The organism is Micromonospora sp. NPDC049679 (genome assembly GCF_040659735.1).
GTDB lineage: Bacteria > Actinomycetota > Actinomycetes > Mycobacteriales > Micromonosporaceae > Micromonospora_I.
The window spans coordinates 33,107-51,444 of record NZ_JBFANZ010000008.1 but is presented as its reverse complement, the minus strand read 5'-3'; the positions used below and the strand labels follow the sequence as shown (position 1 = coordinate 51,444).

The window sequence follows — 18,338 nt, the reverse complement described above, 5'->3', positions numbered from 1 at the left end:
ACTCAGGGGCCGGGGGTCAGGCCGCGAGCAGCCGCCCGGCGACGGTGAGATCGGCGACCAGTCCGTCGTAGGCCGTGTCGCGGTCGTCGGCGCGCAGCACCGCCGATGGATGGATGGTGGCGACCAGTTGCGCCGGCCCGATCGGGAAGTCCTGGGCCCGCTGCGCCGAGTCGGGCCAGGGCAGCGGCACCCCGCGCGACCGGGTCACCCGGAACGACGGGCCGAGCAGCGCCTTCGCCGCCGTCGCCCCGAGCACCACGATCACGTCGGGTCGCAGCAGCGCGAACTCGGCGACCAGCCAGGGGCGGCAGGCGACGATGTGGACGCGGTCGGGGGTCTGGTGGATCCGACGCTTGCCACGCAGCTGGAAGCGGAAGTGCTTCACGCTGTTGGTGAGGTAGACCTGGCCCGGATCGATCCCGGCGTCGCCGACCGCCGTGCGCAGCAGTCGCCCGGCCGGCCCGACGAAGGGCAGCCCCTTCTGGTCCTCCAGGTCACCGGGCTGCTCGCCGACCATCACCACCCGCGCGGTGGCGTCACCCCGGCCGAACACCACCTGCGTGGCGTCGGAGTGCAGCTCGCAGCCCCGGCACCCGGGGGCGGCGCCCCGCAGATCGTCGAGGCTGGCGGCGTCGGCGGGGATGAATCTCTGCGCGCCGGGCGGGGTCTCGGTCTCGGCCATGGAAGAAGTTCTACCCCGTACCGCCGGGGTCACGCGCTGAAGGCCCCCGGCGCCGCACCGCCGACGGCCCGGACCACCGCGTCGGCCAGCGGCTCCATCTGCTCGTCGGCGAGCGGGCTGACGGTGATCCGGATGGCGGGCCGGGACGCGAGGCGGTAGAGGGCGCCGGGCGCGACCGCGTAGCCGGCGTCGCGCAGCGCGGTCACGGCCTGCGTCTCGTCCGGGACCGGGACCCAGATGTTGATTCCGGTGCGGCCGTGGCTCGCCAGACCCCGGGCGGTCAGTGCCGAGCGCAGCGACCTGCGGCGCCACTCATAGCTGTCGCGCGCCGTCGCCACGGCCGCGCCCGTCGCCGGGTCCTGCCAGAGCCGCAGCAGCAGGCGCTGCAGGACGGTGGAGACCCAGCCGGGTCCGACCCGCATCCGGCCGGCGACGCGGGCGACGCTGGCCTCGTCGCCGGTGAGCACCGCCAGCCGCAGGTCGGGGCCGTAGGGCTTGCTGGCCGAGCGGAGAAACGCCCAGCTGCGCGTCGCGCCGGCGAGGCAGTGCAGGGGTACGGGCGAAAGCTCGGCCGCGTGGTCGTCCTCGATGAGCAGCAGCTCGGGGTGCGCGGCGAGCACGGTCCGCAACGCCGCGGCCCGGGCGCGGGTCAGCGCCGCTCCGGTGGGATTGTGCGCCCGCGTCGTCACCACGAGCGCGCGGGCGCCGGCCGCGAGCGCGTTGCGCAGCCCTTCCTCGGTGGGTCCGTCGTCGTCGACCGGCACCGGGACGGGTTCCAGGCCGAGCGCGGCGACCAGGTCGAGCAGGTTGGCCCAGCCCGGGTCCTCGAGCGCGACCTTGTCCCCGGGTCGCAGCGTGGCGGCGAGCAGCCGGTCGATGCCGTCGAGCGTCCCTCCGGTGACCGTGATCGCGTCGGCGGGCACACCGTCGGCGGTGAGCCGCTGCCGGGCGAGGGCTTCCAGGTCGGGCAGGACGCCGGCGTCGGCGTAGCCCACCGGGGCGCCGGCCTCGGCGGCGAGCGCGCCGAAGTGCGGCGCGAGCGACGGGAGCAGCCGCTGATCGGGGTCGCCGGCCGACAGATCGAGCGCGCCGGGCGGCGGGGGCAGCCGCAGCGCGGAGCGGATCGCCGCGACGGGCGGGCGGTGACGCACCCGCGTGCCGTTACGGCCGGCGGTTTCGACGACGCCGCGCTGGCGCAGCGCCTGGTACGCCTTCGCCACCGTCGCCGGACTCACGCCGAGCTCCCCGGCGAGCGACCGGACGGCGGGCAGCGGAGTGCCCGCGGGGAGGTGGTCGGTGCGCACGCCCGCCTCGATGCTGGCCGAAATCTCGACCGCCGTACGCCCAGAGATCTGATAATGTGCTGTCACAGTTAGCATATCGTACTAGAACAAAGCTGGGATGTCGACATGTACGCGAAGACCGAGCGCACCACCGCGATGCGCGACCGGGGACGGATCGGCTACGAGCAGGCGGCGGCGCACGCGATCCTCGACGAGGCCCTGCACTGCGCCGTCGGCTTCACCGTCAACGGCGAGCCCCGCATCCTGCCCACGCTGCACGTACGGGTCGGCGACACGGTCTACCTGCACGGCTCCACCGGAAGCCGGCCACTGCTCGCCGCCCGCGATCCGCAGGGGCTGGCGGTCTGCCTCACCGTCACGCTCCTCGACGGCCTGGTCTACGCGCGCTCGCAGTTCCACCACAGCGCCAACTACCGCTCGGTCATCGCCCACGGCACCGCCCGGCTGGTCACCGACGAGACCGAGAAGACGGCCGCGATGACAGCCCTGGTGGAAAAGGTCGGGCGGGGACGAGCCGCCGACAGCCGGCCGCCGACCCGCAGGGAACTCGCCGAGACCGCGGTGCTGGCCCTGCCACTGCACGAGGTCTCCGTCAAGGCGCGGGTCGGCGGCGTCAACGAGGAACCCGAGGATCACGCGTTGCCGCACTGGGCCGGCGTCGTACCGCTGCGCCTCGTGCCCGGCGCCCCCGAGCCCGACGCGGGGGTCACCGTCCCGCTCCCCGACTACCTGCGGGCCCCCCGCTCGCCGTGGTTCACCGCGGCGCCGCTCGCCGGGGCGCACGCCATCCTGGAACCCCTCGACATGACGCACGTCGACGGCCTCTACGCGGCCACCCGCGACCCGCAGGTGTGGCAGCACCTCGGGCACCGGGAGCCCCGGGACCGCGACGAACTCGCCGCCATCGTCGCCGACGCGCTCCGCGCCGAGCACCGGGGCGAGCGGTTGCCCTGGGTCCAGCGCTCCGCGGTCACCGGGGAGATCGTCGGCACCACCTCGTACTACGAGATCAACGAGACGAGCCGCTCGATCGCCATCGGGCACACCATCCTCGGCAGCCCGTGGTGGCGCACCGGCATCAACACCGAAGCGAAACTGCTGCTGCTCACCCGGGCCTTCGAGGAACTCGGCGCGCAGCGGGTGGTGTGGCACACCGACATCCGCAACGAGCGCTCACAGCGGGCCATCGAGCGGCTCGGCGCGCGCCGCGAGGGGGTCCTGCGGATGCACCGGCAGCGTCCGGACGGATCGTGGCGGGACACCGCGCAGTACTCGATGATCGTCGACGAGTGGCCGAACGCACAGGTCAGACTGCGGGAAATGCTTCACGCGCGGGCCGGGGCGGCGTGACGATGTCTTCCGTGCTGGGGATCACCGACTTCTGGACCTACGTGGTGGGCACCGCCGCGATCATCCTGCTGCCCGGGCCGAACTCGCTCTTCGTGCTTTCGACCGCGGCCCGGCGGGGCGTGCGCGCCGGGTACCAGGCGGCCGCGGGGGTGTTCCTCGGCGACGCCGTGCTCATGGTGCTCTCGGCCGCCGGGGTGGCGTCCCTGCTCAAGGCGTACCCACCGATCTTCTTCGTGGTCAAGTTCGCCGGCGCGGCATACCTCGGTTACGTGGGGTTCAGCCTGCTGCGCGGCGCCTGGCGGCGCTGGCGCGACCGCAAGGACCCGAGCACCCCGCGCCTCATCGACGCCGCCGAGCCGGCGACCATGCGGAACCCGTTCCGGCGGTCCGCGGTGATCAGCCTGCTCAACCCGAAGGCGATCCTCTTCTTCATCTCCTTCTTCATCCAGTTCGTCGACCCGACCTACCCCTACCCGGCGCTGTCGTTCCTGCTGCTCGGGTCGATCCTGCAGCTGTTCAGCGCCGTCTACCTGTCCGTGCTGATCTTCGCCGGCACCTACCTGGCGATGCAGTTCCGCCAGCGCCAGCGCCTCGCCGTGGGCGTGACCACCGGCATCGGCGTGCTCTTCCTCGGCTTCAGCCTCAAGCTAGCCACCGCCAGCATCGGCTGACCCCCCTCGCGGCGCGCCCCATCGCCCCCCCGTCGCGGCTCTCCCCGTCGATCAAGGACGTATGCGCACGGTTTGATCTTCAATTGTGTGAATACCCCCTTGATCGACGCGCAAGTCCTTGATCGACCGCGCGACCCGCCGGAACGCGAACAGCCCCGGACTCCAGGAGCCCGGGGCTGTTCATCGCGGAACCGATGTGGCTATTCGCCGAAGTCGCCGAAGTCGCCGCCACCATCGAACATGTCGTCCATCGCCGCGCCGAGCATCATGCCGCCGAGCAGGCCGCCCGCCGCACCGGCGACCATCCCGCCCGCGCCCATGCCACGGCCGTGCCCGCCGCTCTTCCCGTGGCCGCCGTGCATGCCCGGACCGTAGCCGTGGCTGGCGCGGAAGCCGGCGTAACGCTCGGTCGCCTGGCGTACCCAGCCGTCCACCACCGCGGCCCAGTCGGTCTGGTCGACCGAAGCGTGGTCGACCCGGAACCGGCCGAAGCTGTCATGCCCGCCGGTGAAGAACCCGCCGCGCTTGTCGAACTCCAGGATCACGTCCACGCCGTGCGGGTCGGTCACGAAGGTCAGCTCGAGCTCGTTGATCCCGTTGGCGTACTGCGGCGCCGGCCAGAACTCGATCTCCTGGTAGAACGGCAGCGTCTGGTTCACACCCTGGATCCGGCCGCGCTCCAGGTCCGCGTTCTTGAACCGGAAGCCGAGCCGGTTGAACGCCTCCAGGATCCGCTCCTGCGCCGGCAGCGGGTGCACGAAGACGGCGTCCAGGTCACCCTTGTCGACCGCCTTGGCGACCGCGAGCTCCGTACGCAGGCCCATGGTCATGCCGGGCAGGCGCTGACCGTAGACGTCGGTGACCGGGGTCTCCCACGGCACGGGGAAGGTGAACGGGATCTGCCGCTGCTCCCCCGCTGCCAGCGTGAACGTACCCGCCACCGGCACCCGGTGGAACTCCACCGTGCTGTCGTACTGACTGTCGCCGCTCTCCACCTCGACCCGCGTCACCAGGCCGAGCGCCACGTGCTCGATGACCACGTCGTGGTCGCCGCCGACGATGTTGACCAGGCCCTGCAGCGCGAGGCCCGGCCGGGTGTTCGGGTTGGTCAGGACGGTGTCGACGGACGGGCCGCCCACACCGAACCGCCGCATCATCTTCTTGAAGACCACGCGGGTCATCCTCCTGTCGTGTGCTGATCGGTCATCGCATCCGCCGACCGCGCGGTACGGCGTCGGTCTCGTCGTCGAACTCGCCGATGACCTCTTCGAGCAGGTCCTCGAGCGCGACGAAGCCCACGGGCCGGTCGCTGCCGGCGCCGTTGGCCACGAGGGCGAGTTGTGCCTGGTCGGCCTGCATAGCGGCAACACCCTCGGTCACCGTCGCGGTGATCGGCACGGTGAACGCCCCACTCATCAGCTCACCCGCGGTCACCCTCCGACCGAGGGTGGTGGCCCGGACCGCCTCGCGGACGTGCACGACACCGACGAGCGCGCCGGCGTCGTCCAGCACGCCGAGCCGGGAGCGGCCGCTGTCGCGGGACAGCGCCTCGATCCGGTCGGCGCCGTCGCGCGCCCGTACGGCGACGAGCCGGTCGATCGGCTCCATGATGTCGCCGACCGTGGTGCGCTGCAGTTGCAGCATGCTGGCCAGCATCGCGTGCTGGTCGGCGGGGAGCAGCCCGTGCTCGCGCGACGCCTCGAGCAGCATCCGCAGCTCCTCCGGCCCGTGCACCTGGGCGAGCTGTTCGTGCGGTTGCACCTTGAACAGCCGCAGGGTCGTGTTGGCGAGGGCGTTGAGCAGCGAGAGGACCGGCCGGGCCACCCGGGCGAAGGCCCGGAACGGCAGGGCGAGCAGCAACGCGGAGCGTTCGGGGTCGGTGATGGCCCACGACTTCGGCGCCATCTCCCCCACCACGAGGTGCAGGAAGACCACGACGACCAGGGCGAAGAGGAACGCGATGACGTGGCTGGCGGTGGTCGGCAGCCCGACCGCGGTCAGCAGCGGGCTGAGCAGCCGCTCGATCGCGGGTTCGGCGAGCGCGCCGAGCCCCAGCGTGCAGACGGTGATGCCGAGCTGCGCGCCGGCCAGCATGAGCGAGAGCTCGCGCGAGGCCTCGACGGCGGCGCGCGCGGCCCGGCTGCCGCCGGCGGCGGCCTGCTCGAGGCGGTAGCGCTTGCTGGCCACGAGAGCGAACTCGGCGGCCACGAAGAACCCGTTGAGCGCGAGCAGCACCACGGAGATCAGCAGGGGGGTGAAGTTCATGCGATCACCTCCACCCGGACCGAGTCGGCGACGTGCCGATCGACCGAGATCACCTGGATGAGGGCGCGGGGCATCGCGTCCCCGTCAGCGTGAGCCATGTCGCCGAGATCGATGGAGATGCGGTCACCGACCTGTGGCACCCGGCCGAGCTCGCGCATCACGAGGCCGGAGAGGGTGTCGTACTCGGGCGCCTCGGGCAGTTCGATGCCGGTGGTGTCGGCGACCTCGTCGATCCGCCAGCGCGCCGGCACCAGCCACGACCCGTCATCCTGTCGGGTCGGCGTCGGCTCGGGCGGGTCGTCCTCGTCGCGGATCGGACCCACCAGCTCCTCGGCGATGTCCTCCAGGGTGATCACCCCGGCGAAGCCGCCGTATTCGTCGACGACGCACGCCAGCTGACGGTGCCCCTTGCGGAGCCGGTCCAGGACCGCGGGCAGCGGCAGCGTCGTCGGCACGAGCAGCGGTGCGGTGATCACGGACGCGACCAGGGTGGTGCCACGCTCCGCGGGCGGTACGGCGAGCACGTCGGAGATGCCGACGACGCCGACCACGTCGTCGACCCCCTCGGCCCCGCGCACGGGGAAGCGGGAGTGGCCGGTGTCGAGCAGCTCGACGATGCGGGTCAGCGGTTCGTCGGCCCGCACGGTGTGCACGTCCACCCGGGGCACCATCACCTCGTCGGCGCTGAGTTGGCGGAAGTCGAGACCCCGGTCGAGCAGATCGGACATCGCGGTGTTGAGATGCCCCTCCTCCCGCGACTCGGCGATGATCTGCTCGAGGTCCTCCGCGGTCGCACCGCTGGGCAGCTCCTCGATCGGCTCGATGCCGACGCGACGCAGCAGCCGGGTGGAGGCCACGTCGAACATGCGGATCACCGGTCCGGCCACGGCCATGTACATCAGCGTGGAGCGGCTGAGCGCCCTGGCGAGGGACTCGGCGCGGGCGATGGCCAGGTTCTTGGGCGCGAGCTCGCCGAGCACCATCTGCACGATGGTCGAGATGACCAGCGCCAGCCCGACCGAGAGCGGCAGGCTGAGCGACTGCGAGACGCCGGCCGTGCCGAGCAGGTCGGCGAGGCCGGCGCCGAGGAACGGTTCGGCGACGTAGCCGACCAGCAGCGCGGTGACGGTGATGCCGAGTTGGGCGCCGGAAAGCATGAACGACAGCCGGCCGGTGACGGTGAGTGCCCGGGCGGCGGCCACGTCCCCGTCGTCCGCCAACTTGCGCAGCTTGCCGCGGTCAACCGCGACGTAGCCGAATTCCTGGGCGACGAAGTAACCGGTCGCCACCGTGAGCAGAATGATCATGAGGAGGCCGAACAGGATCAACACGGGTGGCTCAGCGCTCCGCGGATCGATGAACGGTGCGTGCGGGGCCGGGTCTTACCCGGCCGGCTACTGCTGCCCTCCTGGGCAGGAGCGGAAATCATGGTCGGATTCTATCCAGCGACGCTGGAAAATTGCTGAAAGCCGGTGCGCGGAAGTGCACCGCGTCCGATGCGACAGGACCCGGCGACCGGTCCGGACCCGCTCGACGATGCGGGCGGGGCGGACCGGTCCACCGTACACCTCAGCTCTGAGTGATTTTCACGTCATCGATGGCGGCCTCCACGAGGCTGGCGCCCGAGGCGTCGGCCGCGTCCACCAGGATCCGGATACTCTGTCCCGCGTGCCCTGAGATGTTCGCGCTGGCCACCTGCCACGCGGCAGCGCGATCGGATGCCGCCGCCACCTGGTCGAGCACCGTCGTCGTGCTCGCGCCCACCACCCGTACACGCAGGTAGTCGGCGCTGGTCGCGTTGTTGAGGTGGGCCAGGTACCAGGAGAACGTCAGGGTCAACGTCCCGCTGGCCGGCAGCGTGATCGCCGGGGACCGGATGCTGCTGACCCCGCCGTCCAGGTCATACGCCCCGGCGCTACTCCCGGCCGGTGCCCCGGTCACCAGGTCGAAGCTGCCGCTCACCGTCGCGCCGAGCTGGGTGACGACACCGGAGCTCGTGGCCGCCGGGTCCCCGCGCTCCCACTGCCCGAGCGTGGCCGTGTCGGTGCCGGACGGGTTGGCCGTCCAGCCGGTCGCGGTCTCGAACGTGTCGCTGTAGACCGTCGTCCCGGGTGGCGGCGCCGCCCCGGCCAGGCTCCAGACGGCGTACGCGACGGCGTCGGCGTTGCGGTTCAGCGCGGTGTCGTTGATGTTGGACGAGGTGTCGCACGAGCGGTGGTAGCAGGGGTCGAAGGCGGCGCCCGCGGTGCCACCCCAGAGCGAGGCGTGGGTGCTGGACTTGATCCCCTCGGCGCCGGTGAAGGTGCCGCCGGCCGGGATGCCCACGTTGATGAAGGGGCCGTAGTCGCTCCGGCCATCGAAGTCGGTGCCGCGGGTGGGGACGCCGATGGAGGTGAAGTACGCCTGCAGTGTCTGCTCGATCTGTGCGGAGCCGGCCGGCCCGGGGCCCGAGCCCACGCCGTCGGAGTTGTCACCGTCGTAGACGAAATAGCCGGCGTTGGGCGAGCCGACCATGTCGAAGTTGAGGTAGCCCTTGATCTTCGACCGCTCGCTGGCGGGCAGGTTCGTGACGTAGTACTGCGACCCGCGCAGGCCCAACTCCTCCGCGCCCCACCAGCCGAAGCGCAGGTGCTTCTCCGGCTGGAATCCGGTACGGGCCACCGCGAGCGCCACCTCCAGGATGGAGGCTGAGCCGGAGCCGTTGTCGTTGATGCCGGGTCCGGCGGTGACGCTGTCGAGGTGCGCGCCGGCCATCAGCACGCTGTTGGGGTCGCCGCCGGGCCGATCGGCGATCAGGTTGTAGCCGGTGGCGCCGCCGTAGGTGAACGACTGCACCGTGGTGGTGTAGCCGACCGCGTCGAGTTGCGCCTTCACGTAGTTGACCGAGGCCAGGTAGCCGGGACGGCCGTGCGCCCGGTTGCCGCCGTTGGCCGTGGCGATCGACTGGAACTGTGTCAGGTGCGCCTTGACGTTCGCGAGCGCGATATCTGGTGGCGCGGCGGGTGCCGCGGTCGGCGCGACGCTGGCCGCGGCGACCGGTGCGGCAGCCGTCAGGGCGCCGACGGCGATGAGGGTCGCGGCACCGGCGGCCGCGAGCAGGCGGGATCTCACATGTCCTCCCCGGGGGTGTGGGAGTGGCGGATCCGGCGTCACCGGTGAGTGTGCCGGAGGCGGTCGTCCAAAATTCGACGGACGCCTTTCGGCAGGCTCACCACCACGGGTTGGCCAGGCAATAGCGAGACGTCGAAATCGTCAGATGATCCGAATAACGACGGCCGTTCCGACTCGCCCAGCCGGCGCGGCTCGTAAGTGGCCCCTAGGCCTATTGGTCGTTACCACCCGCTACGCTCCACGTCATGAACGCCGATACCGCCGAACTGCGCACCGAGCGGCTGGTGCTGCGCCGACCCGTGGCCGAGGATCTCGACGCCGTACACGAGGTGCACGGAGACCCGGCCACCAACCGCTACAACCCGTCCGGCCCCACCTCGCTGGAGCAGAGCCGGCAGCTGCTCACCGACTGGATCGCGCACTGGGAGCGGCACGGCTTCGGCTACTGGACGGTGCTGCGCGCGGAGGACGGCGCGGTGCTCGGCTTCGGCGGGCTGCGCCACAAGGACCTCGACGGCGAGGCCGTGCTGAACCTCTACTACCGGTTCAGCCCCCGCGCCTGGGGGCAGGGCTACGCGCTGGAGGTGGCGAAGGCGGCGATCGAGTTCGGGCGGCGGCCGGGCGGCCCGCCGGTGGTCGCGCTGATCAACCAGACCAACGAACCATCCCGCCGGGTCGCCGAGCGCGCCGGCCTGGTCGCGACCGACATCATCGAGTACGAGGGCGCCCACTCCCCCGTCTACCGCCTGCCCGGCTAGCCCGTGATCGCCGGCGGAAGCCGGTCGAACCACTCGACCACGGCCTGCTCGTACGCGATGCCGAAGTCGAGCGTGGCCACCACGTACGGCTCGAGGTCGATCAAGGAATAGCGCGCCGATCACGGAGATATTCACACGATCGGAGATCAAACCGTGTGAAGAAGCCCTTGATCGACGGGGCGGGCAGCGCCCGGGACAGCGCCGGCGAGAGCGTCGACGGCAAGGTCGGCGACCACCAGGTCGGGGCGGCCGAGGCGCAACGCGATCTCGTTGACGACTCGCTGGTCGGCGCTGAGCGAGCGCCCGCCCCGGCGCCCGGGGCGCCCCTCGCGCAGCACGAAGTAGTGCACGCCGGCCCGGACCCGCGCCCGGTCGACCGCGCTCGCCCGGGTCGTGCAGACGATCAACTCGCGCAGCGAGGCGGCGATGGCGTCGGCGAGCGCGAGGTCAGCACCGCGACACCGGTTACGCAGGATCGCGAGCTGGCTGTCGACCAGCCGGACCAGAACGTCCGTGTCGTGCTGGAACCCCCGCTCAACACCGGTCATTCCGGTCCCCCTCCGTACCACCCGGTTGCCGGCGAAGCTACTCCATACAGTGCAAACCGGCAAGTAGTTACATTCTACGATCCAGATCGGCAGGAAAACGGCGACTTAAAGGTGATGTCCGGCAGCGTTATGTCCGCCACGCGTATGGGGCGATGTCGAACCCGCCAGGCAGGATTGAGGCATGGCGGACGTGCTGGAGCGGTTCGGGGTGGCGACGCGGGAGTGGTTCGCCGCCGCCTTCGCCGCGCCCACGGATGCCCAGGTGGGAGCGTGGCGGGCGATCGGAGCGCGACGCAACGCGCTGGTGGTCGCCCCGACGGGTTCCGGCAAGACGCTGGCCGCGTTCCTCTGGTCGCTGGACCGACTGGCCCGTGAGCCGGCTCCGGCGGAGCCACGCCAGCGCTGCCGGGTGCTCTATGTCAGCCCGCTCAAGGCGCTCGCCGTCGACGTCGAACGCAACCTGCGCGCTCCGCTCGCCGGCATCCGGCACGCCGCCACCCGGCTGGGCATCCCCGAGCCGGAGATCACGGTCGGCATGCGCACCGGCGACACCCCCGCCGACGAGCGGCGGGCCTTCGCGAAGACCCCGCCCGACATTCTGATCACCACCCCCGAGTCGTTGTTCCTGCTGCTCACCTCCGCGGCGCGGGATTCGCTGCGCGGCGTGGAGACGGTGATCGTCGACGAGGTGCACGCGGTGGCCGGCACCAAGCGCGGTGCCCACCTGGCGCTCTCGCTGGAGCGCCTCGACGAGTTGCTGCCGCGGCCGGCCCAGCGGGTCGGCCTCTCGGCCACCGTGCGGCCGATCGACGAGACCGCCCGCTTCCTCGGCGGCTCCCACCCGGTCGAGATCGTCCAACCGGCCGCCGCCAAGACCATCGAGGTCAGCGTGCAGGTTCCGGTGGAGGACATGACCCGCCTCGACGAGCAGAACGCGCCGGGCGACGACGATCTGGGCGGTCCGCGTCGACCGTCGATCTGGCCCGCCGTCGAGGAGCGGGTCTATGAGCTGATCAACAGCCACCGTTCCACGATCGTCTTCACCAACTCACGGCGCGGCGCCGAGCGGCTCTGCGCACGCCTCAACGAGTTGGCCGTCGAGCGGGCCGAACTCGCTGACGGCACGGCGCCCACCCGCCCGCCCGGGCCACGCGGCGCGCCGCCCCCCGGCCGCCTGCCCGCGGAGATCATGGCGCAGTCCGGGGCGGCCACCGGGGCGGCACCGGTTATCGCCCGCGCCCACCACGGCAGCGTCTCCCGCGAGGAGCGCAAGCACATCGAGGAAGCGCTCAAATCGGGGCAGCTCCCGGCCGTGGTCGCCACCTCCAGCCTGGAGCTCGGCATCGACATGGGCGCCGTCGACCTGGTCGTGCAGATCGAGGCCCCGCCGAGCGTCGCCGCCGGGTTGCAGCGGGTCGGCCGGGCCGGGCACCAGGTCGGTGCGGTCTCGCGGGGCGTGGTCTTTCCCAAGCACCGCGGTGACCTGGTCTCCTGCGCCGTGGTGGCCGGACGGATGACCGACGGCGCGATCGAGGAGTTGCGCTACCCGCGCAACCCCCTCGACGTGCTGGCCCAGCAGATCGTCGCGATGGTCGCGCTCGACCAGTGGAACGTCGGCGATCTGGCCGTCCTCATCCGCCGGGCGGCGCCCTTCGCCGAGTTGCCGGACTCGGCGCTGCACGCGGTGCTCGACATGCTCTCCGGCCGCTACCCGTCGACCGCCTTCGCCGAGCTGCGTCCCCGGCTGGTCTGGGACCGTGCCGCCGACCTGCTGACCGGCCGCCCCGGCGCGCAACGCCTCGCCGTCACCAGCGGCGGGACCATCCCCGACCGGGGCATGTTCGGGGTCTTCCTGTCGGGCGCGGAGCGCGCCGCGCGGGTGGGCGAGCTCGACGAGGAGATGGTCTACGAGTCGCGGGTCGGCGACGTCTTCCTGCTCGGTTCGACCTCCTGGCGCATCGAGGACATCACCCCGGACCGGGTGCTCGTCTCCCCCGCGCCGGGTCAGGCGGCCCGGATGCCGTTCTGGAAGGGCGACCAGTTGGGGCGCCCGGTCGAGCTGGGGCGGGCGATCGGGGCCCGGCTGCGCGGCATCGCGCGGCAGGACGACGAGGCGGCGACCGCGGCGCTGCGCGAGGGAGGCCTCGACGACTGGGCCGCGAGCAACCTCGTCGCCTACGTGCGGGAGCAGCGCGAGGCGACCCGGGCGCTCCCCGACGACCGCACCGTCGTCGTCGAGCGCTTCCGCGACGAGCTCGGCGACTGGCGACTGGCCGTCCACTGTGTCCTCGGCGCCCGGATCAACGGTCCGTGGGCCCTGGCGGTGGGGCGTCGCCTGGCCGAACGGTACGGCGTGGACGCCCAGGTGATGCCGGCCGACGACGGGATCGTCGTCCGCCTTCCCGACATGGCGGAAGAGCCGCCCGGCGCCGATCTCGTCGCGTTCGACCCCGACGAGATCGCGCAGATCGTGGAGGAGGCGGTCGGCGGCTCGGCGCTGTTCGCCTCGCGCTTCCGCGAATGCGCCGCCCGCGCGCTGCTGCTGCCGCGCCGTGATCCGCGCCGCCGTCAGCCGCTGTGGCAGCAGCGCCAACGCGCCGCGCAACTGCTCGACGTGGCACGCGAATACGCGGACTTCCCGATCACGCTCGAAGCCGCCCGCGAATGCCTGCAGGACGTCTTCGACGTACCCGGTCTCTCGGGGCTGATGCGCGACCTGGCCGCCCGCAAGGTGCGGCTGGTCGAGGTGGAGACGCCCCGGCCGTCGCCGTTCGCCCGGTCGCTGCTCTTCGGCTATGTCGGCGCGTTCCTGTACGAGGGCGACGCGCCGCTGGCCGAGCGACGCGCCGCGGCCCTCGCTCTCGATTCGGCGCTCCTCGGCGAGCTGCTCGGGCGGGTCGACCTGCGCGAGCTGCTGGACCCGGCCGTGGTGAGCGAGACCGAACGCCAGTTGCAGTGGCTGACCGAGGAGCGGCGCCCGCGAGACGCCGAGGACGCCGTGGAGCTGCTGCGCCTCCTCGGCGACCTCTCGACCGCCGAGCTCGAGACGCGCGGCGCCTCCGCCGCCTGGCTCGCCGATCTGGAGGCCGCGCGACGCGCGCTGCGGGTGCGCATCGCCGGCGAGGAGCGGTGGATCGGCATCGAGGACGCCGGCCGGGTCCGCGACGCGCTCGGCGTCGCGCTGCCGGTCGGGCTCGCGCAGGCGTACGTCGAGCCGGTCGCCGATCCCCTCGGCGATCTGATCGCCCGCTACGCCCGGACGCACGCCCCGTTCGCGGCGGCGACCTGCGCGGCCCGGTTCGGGCTCGGGGTGTTCGTCGTCGAGCAGACGTTGCGCCGGCTCGCCGCGACCGGCCGCGTCGTCTCCGGCGAGTTCTCCCCCGGCGGCGCCGGCACCGAATGGTGCGACGCCGAGGTGCTCCGGATGCTGCGCCGCCGGTCGCTGGCCGCGCTGCGCCGGGAGATCGAGCCGGTGCCGCCACGGGTGCTGGCCCGGTTCCTCTCGCGCTGGCAGCAGGTCGGCTCCTCCGCCCGGGGCGTCGAGGCGGTCGCCGCGGCCATCGATCAGCTACAGGGCGCGGCGGTCCCCGCCTCGGCGCTGGAACGGCTCATGCTGCCCAACCGCGTCGCCGACTACTCCCCGGCCTACCTCGACGAACTCTGCGCCAGCGGCGAGCTGCTCTGGGCCGGATCCGGCTCGATCTCCGGCGGCGACGGCTGGGTCACCCTCGCCTACGTCGACACGGCCCCGCTGCTGCTCCCCGTCCCCGACGAGGCGCTGGCCCTGACCCCGCTGCACGAGGGCATCCTCGACGCCCTCGACGGTGGGCAGGCGATGTTCTTCCGGTCGCTGTCGGATCGGGTGGGCGCCACCGATGACGCGGCGATGGTCGCGGCGATCTGGGACCTCGTGTGGGCGGGCTGGCTGACCAACGACACGATCGCGCCGCTCCGGGCGATGCTGGGTGGCGGGGGCGCGCACCGGACGAAGACCGGAGCGGCGCCCCGCACCCGGTTCCGGCGGCCCGGACGGGTGGCGATGCCGTCGCGAACCGGTCCACCGACCGTCGCCGGACGGTGGTCACGGCTGCCGGACCGGGACGACGACCCGACGCGGCGCGCGGCTGCGCTCGCCGACAGCCTGCTCGAACGGCACGGCGTCGTCACCCGTGGCGCGGTGGTCGCCGAAGGCGTCACCGGCGGGTTCTCGGCCGTCTATCCGGTGCTCGCCGCCCTGGAGGAGCGGGGCGCCGCCCGCCGTGGCTACTTCGTCGAAGGGCTGGGGGCGGCGCAGTTCGCCGTCCCGGGCGCGGTGGACCGGCTGCGGGCGCTCTCCGAGCCGGTCGACGCGACCCGGCTCGCCAGCGGGTCGACACTCGTCCTCGCCGCCACCGACCCGGCCAACCCGTACGGCGCGGCGTTGCCCTGGCCCGAGCGGGTGATCGACTCCGGTGACGGCCGGGCGGCCGCGGCGACCGGACACCGCGCCGGGCGCAAGGCGGGCGCGCTGGTCGTGCTCGTCTCCGGCGAGCTGACCCTCTACGTGGAGCGCGGCGGCCGAACCCTGTTGTCCTTTGTGGATGACGACGACGCGCTGGCGGTGGGGGCGAAGGCGCTCGCCGACGCGGTCCATTCCGGCGCCCTCGGGGCGATCTCGGTGGAACGCGCCGACGGCGAGGCGGTGCACACCTCGCCGCTGCGCGACGCGCTCACGGCGGCCGGGTTCCGAGCCACACCGCGCGGGCTACGCCTGCGCGGCTGAGACCAGGCGGGCGAGCAGCGTCTCTCCGGCGGGCCACGGGCCGAATCCGGCCGCGGTGTTGAGGTGCCCGACCGCCCCCGCGTCGACCAGTTCGCAGCCCCAGTCCCGCGCGCAGACCACCGCGCGCGCGAACGACATGAGTTCGTCCGTCCGGCTCGCGACCAGGATGCCCGGGAACGGGAGCCGCTGCCGGGGCATCCCGATCCGGGGGCCGGTGCGGGGCAGCGCCCAGCGGTCGAGATCGGGCGGGGTGACGAGTAGCGCCGAGGAGACCGGGCGATCGTGTTCGGCGGCCCACGCGGCGACCGTGATGCAACCGGCGCTGTGCCCGACAAGCACCGCCGGCTCGTCGGTGGCGGCGACGGCGGCGTCCAGCGCGGTTACCCGCTCGTGGAGGTCGTAGTCCTCGTTGGGCGGATGGCGCACCGGGCGGCAGTCGGGCCGCTCGCGGCTCCACCGCGCCATCCAGTGCTCCGGCAGGGGCGCGCTGACTCCGGGTACGAGCAACACACGGGTCATCGCGGGCGAGGCTACCGGGAGTTGGGCGGCGGCGATGACGGTGCGCGGGCGTGCCGCGGGTGCGGGTGCGGGCGCGGCGGGGGCCGCTTCGACCAGTCGTCGGCCACCCAGGGTCACCGGGATCGGTCCACGGGCAGGGCTCAGAGCTGCGGGGCCACCTCGGACGCGATCAGGTCCAGGTGGTCCAGGTCGGCCAGGTCGAGGACCTGCAGGAAGAAGCGGGACGCGCCATGTGCCGCGTACTCCCGCAGTTGTTCCACGACCTCCCCCGGCGTCCCCACGACGCCGCCCCCGGCGCGCAGCGCCTCGGGATCCGCGCCGATCGCGTCGATCCGGCGTCGCAGCTCCGCGTCGCTCCGTCCACACACGACGGTCACCGCGGCCGACAGCACCAGCGGAGCTTGCCGGTTGCCGACCTCGCAGGCGCGACGCACCGCCGCGTACCGGACGGCGGCGTCCGCCGCGGAGACGAACGGCAGGTTGAACTCGTCGGCGAAGCGGGCCGCGAGCGCCGGGGTGCGGGTCAGGCCGGTGCCGCCCACGATCACCGGCGGGTAGGGCGACTGCACCGGCTTCGGCAGGCCCGGGGAGTTCTCCACGTCGTAGTGGCGTCCGTGGTGGGAGAAGGTCTCGCCGAGCGGGGTCGACCAGAGCCCGGTAATGACCTCGAGTTGCTCGGCGAGGCGGTCGAAGCGCTCCCGCAACGGCGGGAAGGGGATCCCGTACGCCCGGTGCTCGGCCTCGAACCAGCCCGTGCCGAGCCCCAACTCCACCCGTCCACCGCTCATCGCGTCGACCTGCGCGACGCTGATCGCCAACGGCCCGGGGAGCCGGAACGTCGCCGAACTGACCAGTGTGCCGAGCCGGATCCGCGACGTCTGCACGGCGAGCGCGGCCAGGGTCAGCCACGCGTCGGTGGAGCCGGGCAGGCCGCTGCCCTCGAAGGTCAGATAGTGGTCTGAGCGGAAGAAACCCTCGAAGCCGCACTCCTCGGTGCGCCGGGCGATCCGCAGCAGATCGTCGTAGGACGCGCCGAGCTGAGGCTCGGTCATGATGCACAGCCGCATGTGCCAATCCTGTCAGCTCGGACCGGTGACGGTGCCGGCGGCGCGGGCATCGCCGGGAGCACAAACGAGGCGGGCTCGGCCGGTGCCGTGTCGGCGCCAACGGGCCCGCGGACCCGGCACGCGCAGGGAGATCACGCTAGCGTTCCGTCATGGGCGGCTACGCGTGGATCAGCTTCACCACCGACTACGGGCTCTCCGACGGTTTCGTCGCGGCCTGCCACGGCGCGATCGCCCGGCTGGCCCCCACCGTCCGGGTCATCGACGTGACGCATGGCGTGAAGCCGGGCGATGTGGCCCGGGGCGCGGCGGTGCTCGCGCAGACCGTCCCGCACCTGCCGCCCGCCGTCCACGTCGCCGTCGTCGATCCGGGGGTGGGCACCGCCAGGCGCGGGATCGCGATCCGCGCCCCCGGCGGCCTGCTCGTCGGTCCCGACAACGGACTGCTGCCGTGGGCCGCTGACGCGCTGGGCGGCGTCGACGGCGCCGTCGAACTGGTGAACCCCGACTGGTTCGCGCCCGACGTGTCCCGCACCTTCCACGGCCGCGACATCTTCGCCCCCGTCGCCGCCCGGCTGGCGGCCGGCGCCGACCTGGTCGACGCGGGGCCCGCCGTCGACCCGGGGATCCTGGTCCGGCTCCCTGAGCCGGTGGTCGCGGTCGGCGACGGGTGGTTGGAAGCGGAGGTGCTGACCGTCGACCGGTTCGGCAATGTGCAGCTCGCGGCGCCCGGCCCGACGCTCGACGCGCTGGGCCCGGCGCTGACCGTCGGCGGGCTCCACGCGGTACGCGGTACCACCTTCGGGGCCACGCAGCTCGGCGGCCTGGTCGTCTTCGTCGACTCGGCGGGAAAGGTCGCGGTCGCCGTCAACGGCGGCCGGGCGGCGGTCGTGCTCGCCGTCACCCCGGGTGACCTGCTGCGGGTGACCACCACGCGGTGAGCGACCACGCCGCCCGCCGGATCGTGGAATCCGGACAACACGGGGAAACGTTGCTGTGAAAGGCTTACCGGGTGGGTCAGCCGGTCGTCGATCAATGTCTCTGCTGCGGCTATCGGACCGGGTGCGCCACCTGCCCGGTCTGTTTCTGGACCGACGACGGCTCCGATGATCGCACCGCCGGCGATGTGATCGGCGGCGCCAACGGGGAGCTGAGTCTCTCGCACGCCCGGCTCAACTTCGCCATCTACGGTGCCAGTCACCTGCGCTACCAGGAGATGGTCCGCGCGCCGCGACCCGACGAATACCCGTAGGACGCGACGCGGGGCGGGCTGGGCGACGCCGGACCGTACGGGCAGGATGGAC

General features: G+C 72.7%; 15 protein-coding genes. 6 read left to right on the top strand and 9 right to left on the bottom strand.

The window, feature by feature from the left end:
- Positions 1-16: 16 nt before the first annotated feature.
- Both AB0J06_RS07690 and AB0J06_RS07685 read right to left on the bottom strand, forming a co-directional pair.
- Complete coding sequence (locus AB0J06_RS07690) at positions 17-682, bottom strand: UdgX family uracil-DNA binding protein (RefSeq protein ID WP_357425795.1); 666 nt, start codon at positions 680-682, stop codon at positions 17-19.
- A 29-nt stretch (positions 683-711) separates the two neighbouring features.
- Positions 712-2,052, bottom strand: coding sequence for an aminotransferase class I/II-fold pyridoxal phosphate-dependent enzyme (locus AB0J06_RS07685; RefSeq protein WP_357425793.1), 1,341 nt, complete (start codon positions 2,050-2,052; stop codon positions 712-714).
- A gap of 39 nt (positions 2,053-2,091) precedes the next feature.
- Between AB0J06_RS07685 and AB0J06_RS07680 the strand changes: the two genes are divergently transcribed.
- Entirely contained in the window at positions 2,092-3,336 is a 1,245-nt protein-coding gene (locus AB0J06_RS07680; RefSeq protein WP_357425791.1) for a bifunctional pyridoxamine 5'-phosphate oxidase family protein/GNAT family N-acetyltransferase, read from the top strand.
- A 2-nt stretch (positions 3,337-3,338) separates the two neighbouring features.
- Positions 3,339-4,007: a leucine efflux protein LeuE gene (gene leuE, locus AB0J06_RS07675; RefSeq protein WP_357425789.1), complete on the top strand. Its 669-nt coding sequence runs from the start codon at positions 3,339-3,341 to the stop codon at positions 4,005-4,007.
- 200 nt (positions 4,008-4,207) lie between these two features.
- On the opposite strand, the gene AB0J06_RS07670 is transcribed toward leuE, so the two are convergent.
- The 4 genes from AB0J06_RS07670 to AB0J06_RS07655 form a co-directional block, all read right to left on the bottom strand.
- Positions 4,208-5,188, bottom strand: a complete 981-nt coding sequence (locus AB0J06_RS07670; RefSeq protein ID WP_357425787.1) for a sporulation protein — start codon at positions 5,186-5,188, stop codon at positions 4,208-4,210.
- A gap of 22 nt (positions 5,189-5,210) precedes the next feature.
- Complete coding sequence (locus tag AB0J06_RS07665; protein WP_357425785.1) at positions 5,211-6,272, bottom strand: hemolysin family protein; 1,062 nt, start codon at positions 6,270-6,272, stop codon at positions 5,211-5,213.
- Positions 6,269-7,603, bottom strand: a complete 1,335-nt coding sequence (locus tag AB0J06_RS07660) for a hemolysin family protein (RefSeq protein WP_357425783.1) — start codon at positions 7,601-7,603, stop codon at positions 6,269-6,271. The genes AB0J06_RS07665 and AB0J06_RS07660 overlap by 4 nt, the downstream gene beginning before the upstream one ends.
- A gap of 238 nt (positions 7,604-7,841) precedes the next feature.
- Positions 7,842-9,341, bottom strand: a complete 1,500-nt coding sequence (locus AB0J06_RS07655; RefSeq protein ID WP_357425978.1) for a M28 family metallopeptidase — start codon at positions 9,339-9,341, stop codon at positions 7,842-7,844.
- Between the two features lie 287 nt (positions 9,342-9,628).
- Here AB0J06_RS07655 and AB0J06_RS07650 point away from each other — a divergent pair, with 287 nt between their 5' ends.
- The gene (locus AB0J06_RS07650; RefSeq protein ID WP_357425781.1) at positions 9,629-10,141 is read left to right on the top strand and encodes a GNAT family N-acetyltransferase; all 513 of its coding nucleotides are present in this window, start codon (positions 9,629-9,631) and stop codon (positions 10,139-10,141) included.
- A 146-nt stretch (positions 10,142-10,287) separates the two neighbouring features.
- On the opposite strand, the gene AB0J06_RS07645 is transcribed toward AB0J06_RS07650, so the two are convergent.
- Positions 10,288-10,689 carry a hypothetical protein gene (locus AB0J06_RS07645; protein ID WP_357425779.1) on the bottom strand — a complete coding sequence of 134 codons (402 nt, stop codon included), beginning with the start codon at positions 10,687-10,689 and terminating at the stop codon, positions 10,288-10,290.
- Between the two features lie 181 nt (positions 10,690-10,870).
- Here AB0J06_RS07645 and AB0J06_RS07640 point away from each other — a divergent pair, with 181 nt between their 5' ends.
- Positions 10,871-15,451: an ATP-dependent helicase gene (locus tag AB0J06_RS07640; protein ID WP_357425777.1), complete on the top strand. Its 4,581-nt coding sequence runs from the start codon at positions 10,871-10,873 to the stop codon at positions 15,449-15,451.
- On the opposite strand, the gene AB0J06_RS07635 is transcribed toward AB0J06_RS07640, so the two are convergent.
- A complete protein-coding gene (locus AB0J06_RS07635; protein WP_357425775.1) occupies positions 15,434-15,970 on the bottom strand; it encodes an alpha/beta fold hydrolase in 537 nt (178 codons plus the stop codon). The two genes, AB0J06_RS07640 and AB0J06_RS07635, sit on opposite strands and share 18 nt — an antisense overlap.
- Positions 15,971-16,110: 140 nt before the next feature.
- A complete protein-coding gene (locus AB0J06_RS07630; RefSeq protein ID WP_357425773.1) occupies positions 16,111-17,037 on the bottom strand; it encodes an LLM class F420-dependent oxidoreductase in 927 nt (308 codons plus the stop codon).
- Between the two features lie 149 nt (positions 17,038-17,186).
- On the opposite strand from AB0J06_RS07630, the gene AB0J06_RS07625 reads away from it, so the two are divergent.
- The gene (locus AB0J06_RS07625; protein ID WP_357425771.1) at positions 17,187-17,975 is read left to right on the top strand and encodes an SAM-dependent chlorinase/fluorinase; all 789 of its coding nucleotides are present in this window, start codon (positions 17,187-17,189) and stop codon (positions 17,973-17,975) included.
- Positions 17,976-18,046: 71 nt separating this feature from the next.
- Entirely contained in the window at positions 18,047-18,286 is a 240-nt protein-coding gene (locus tag AB0J06_RS07620) for a CPCC family cysteine-rich protein (RefSeq protein ID WP_357425769.1), read from the top strand.
- The last annotated feature ends 52 nt before the right edge of the window (positions 18,287-18,338 follow it).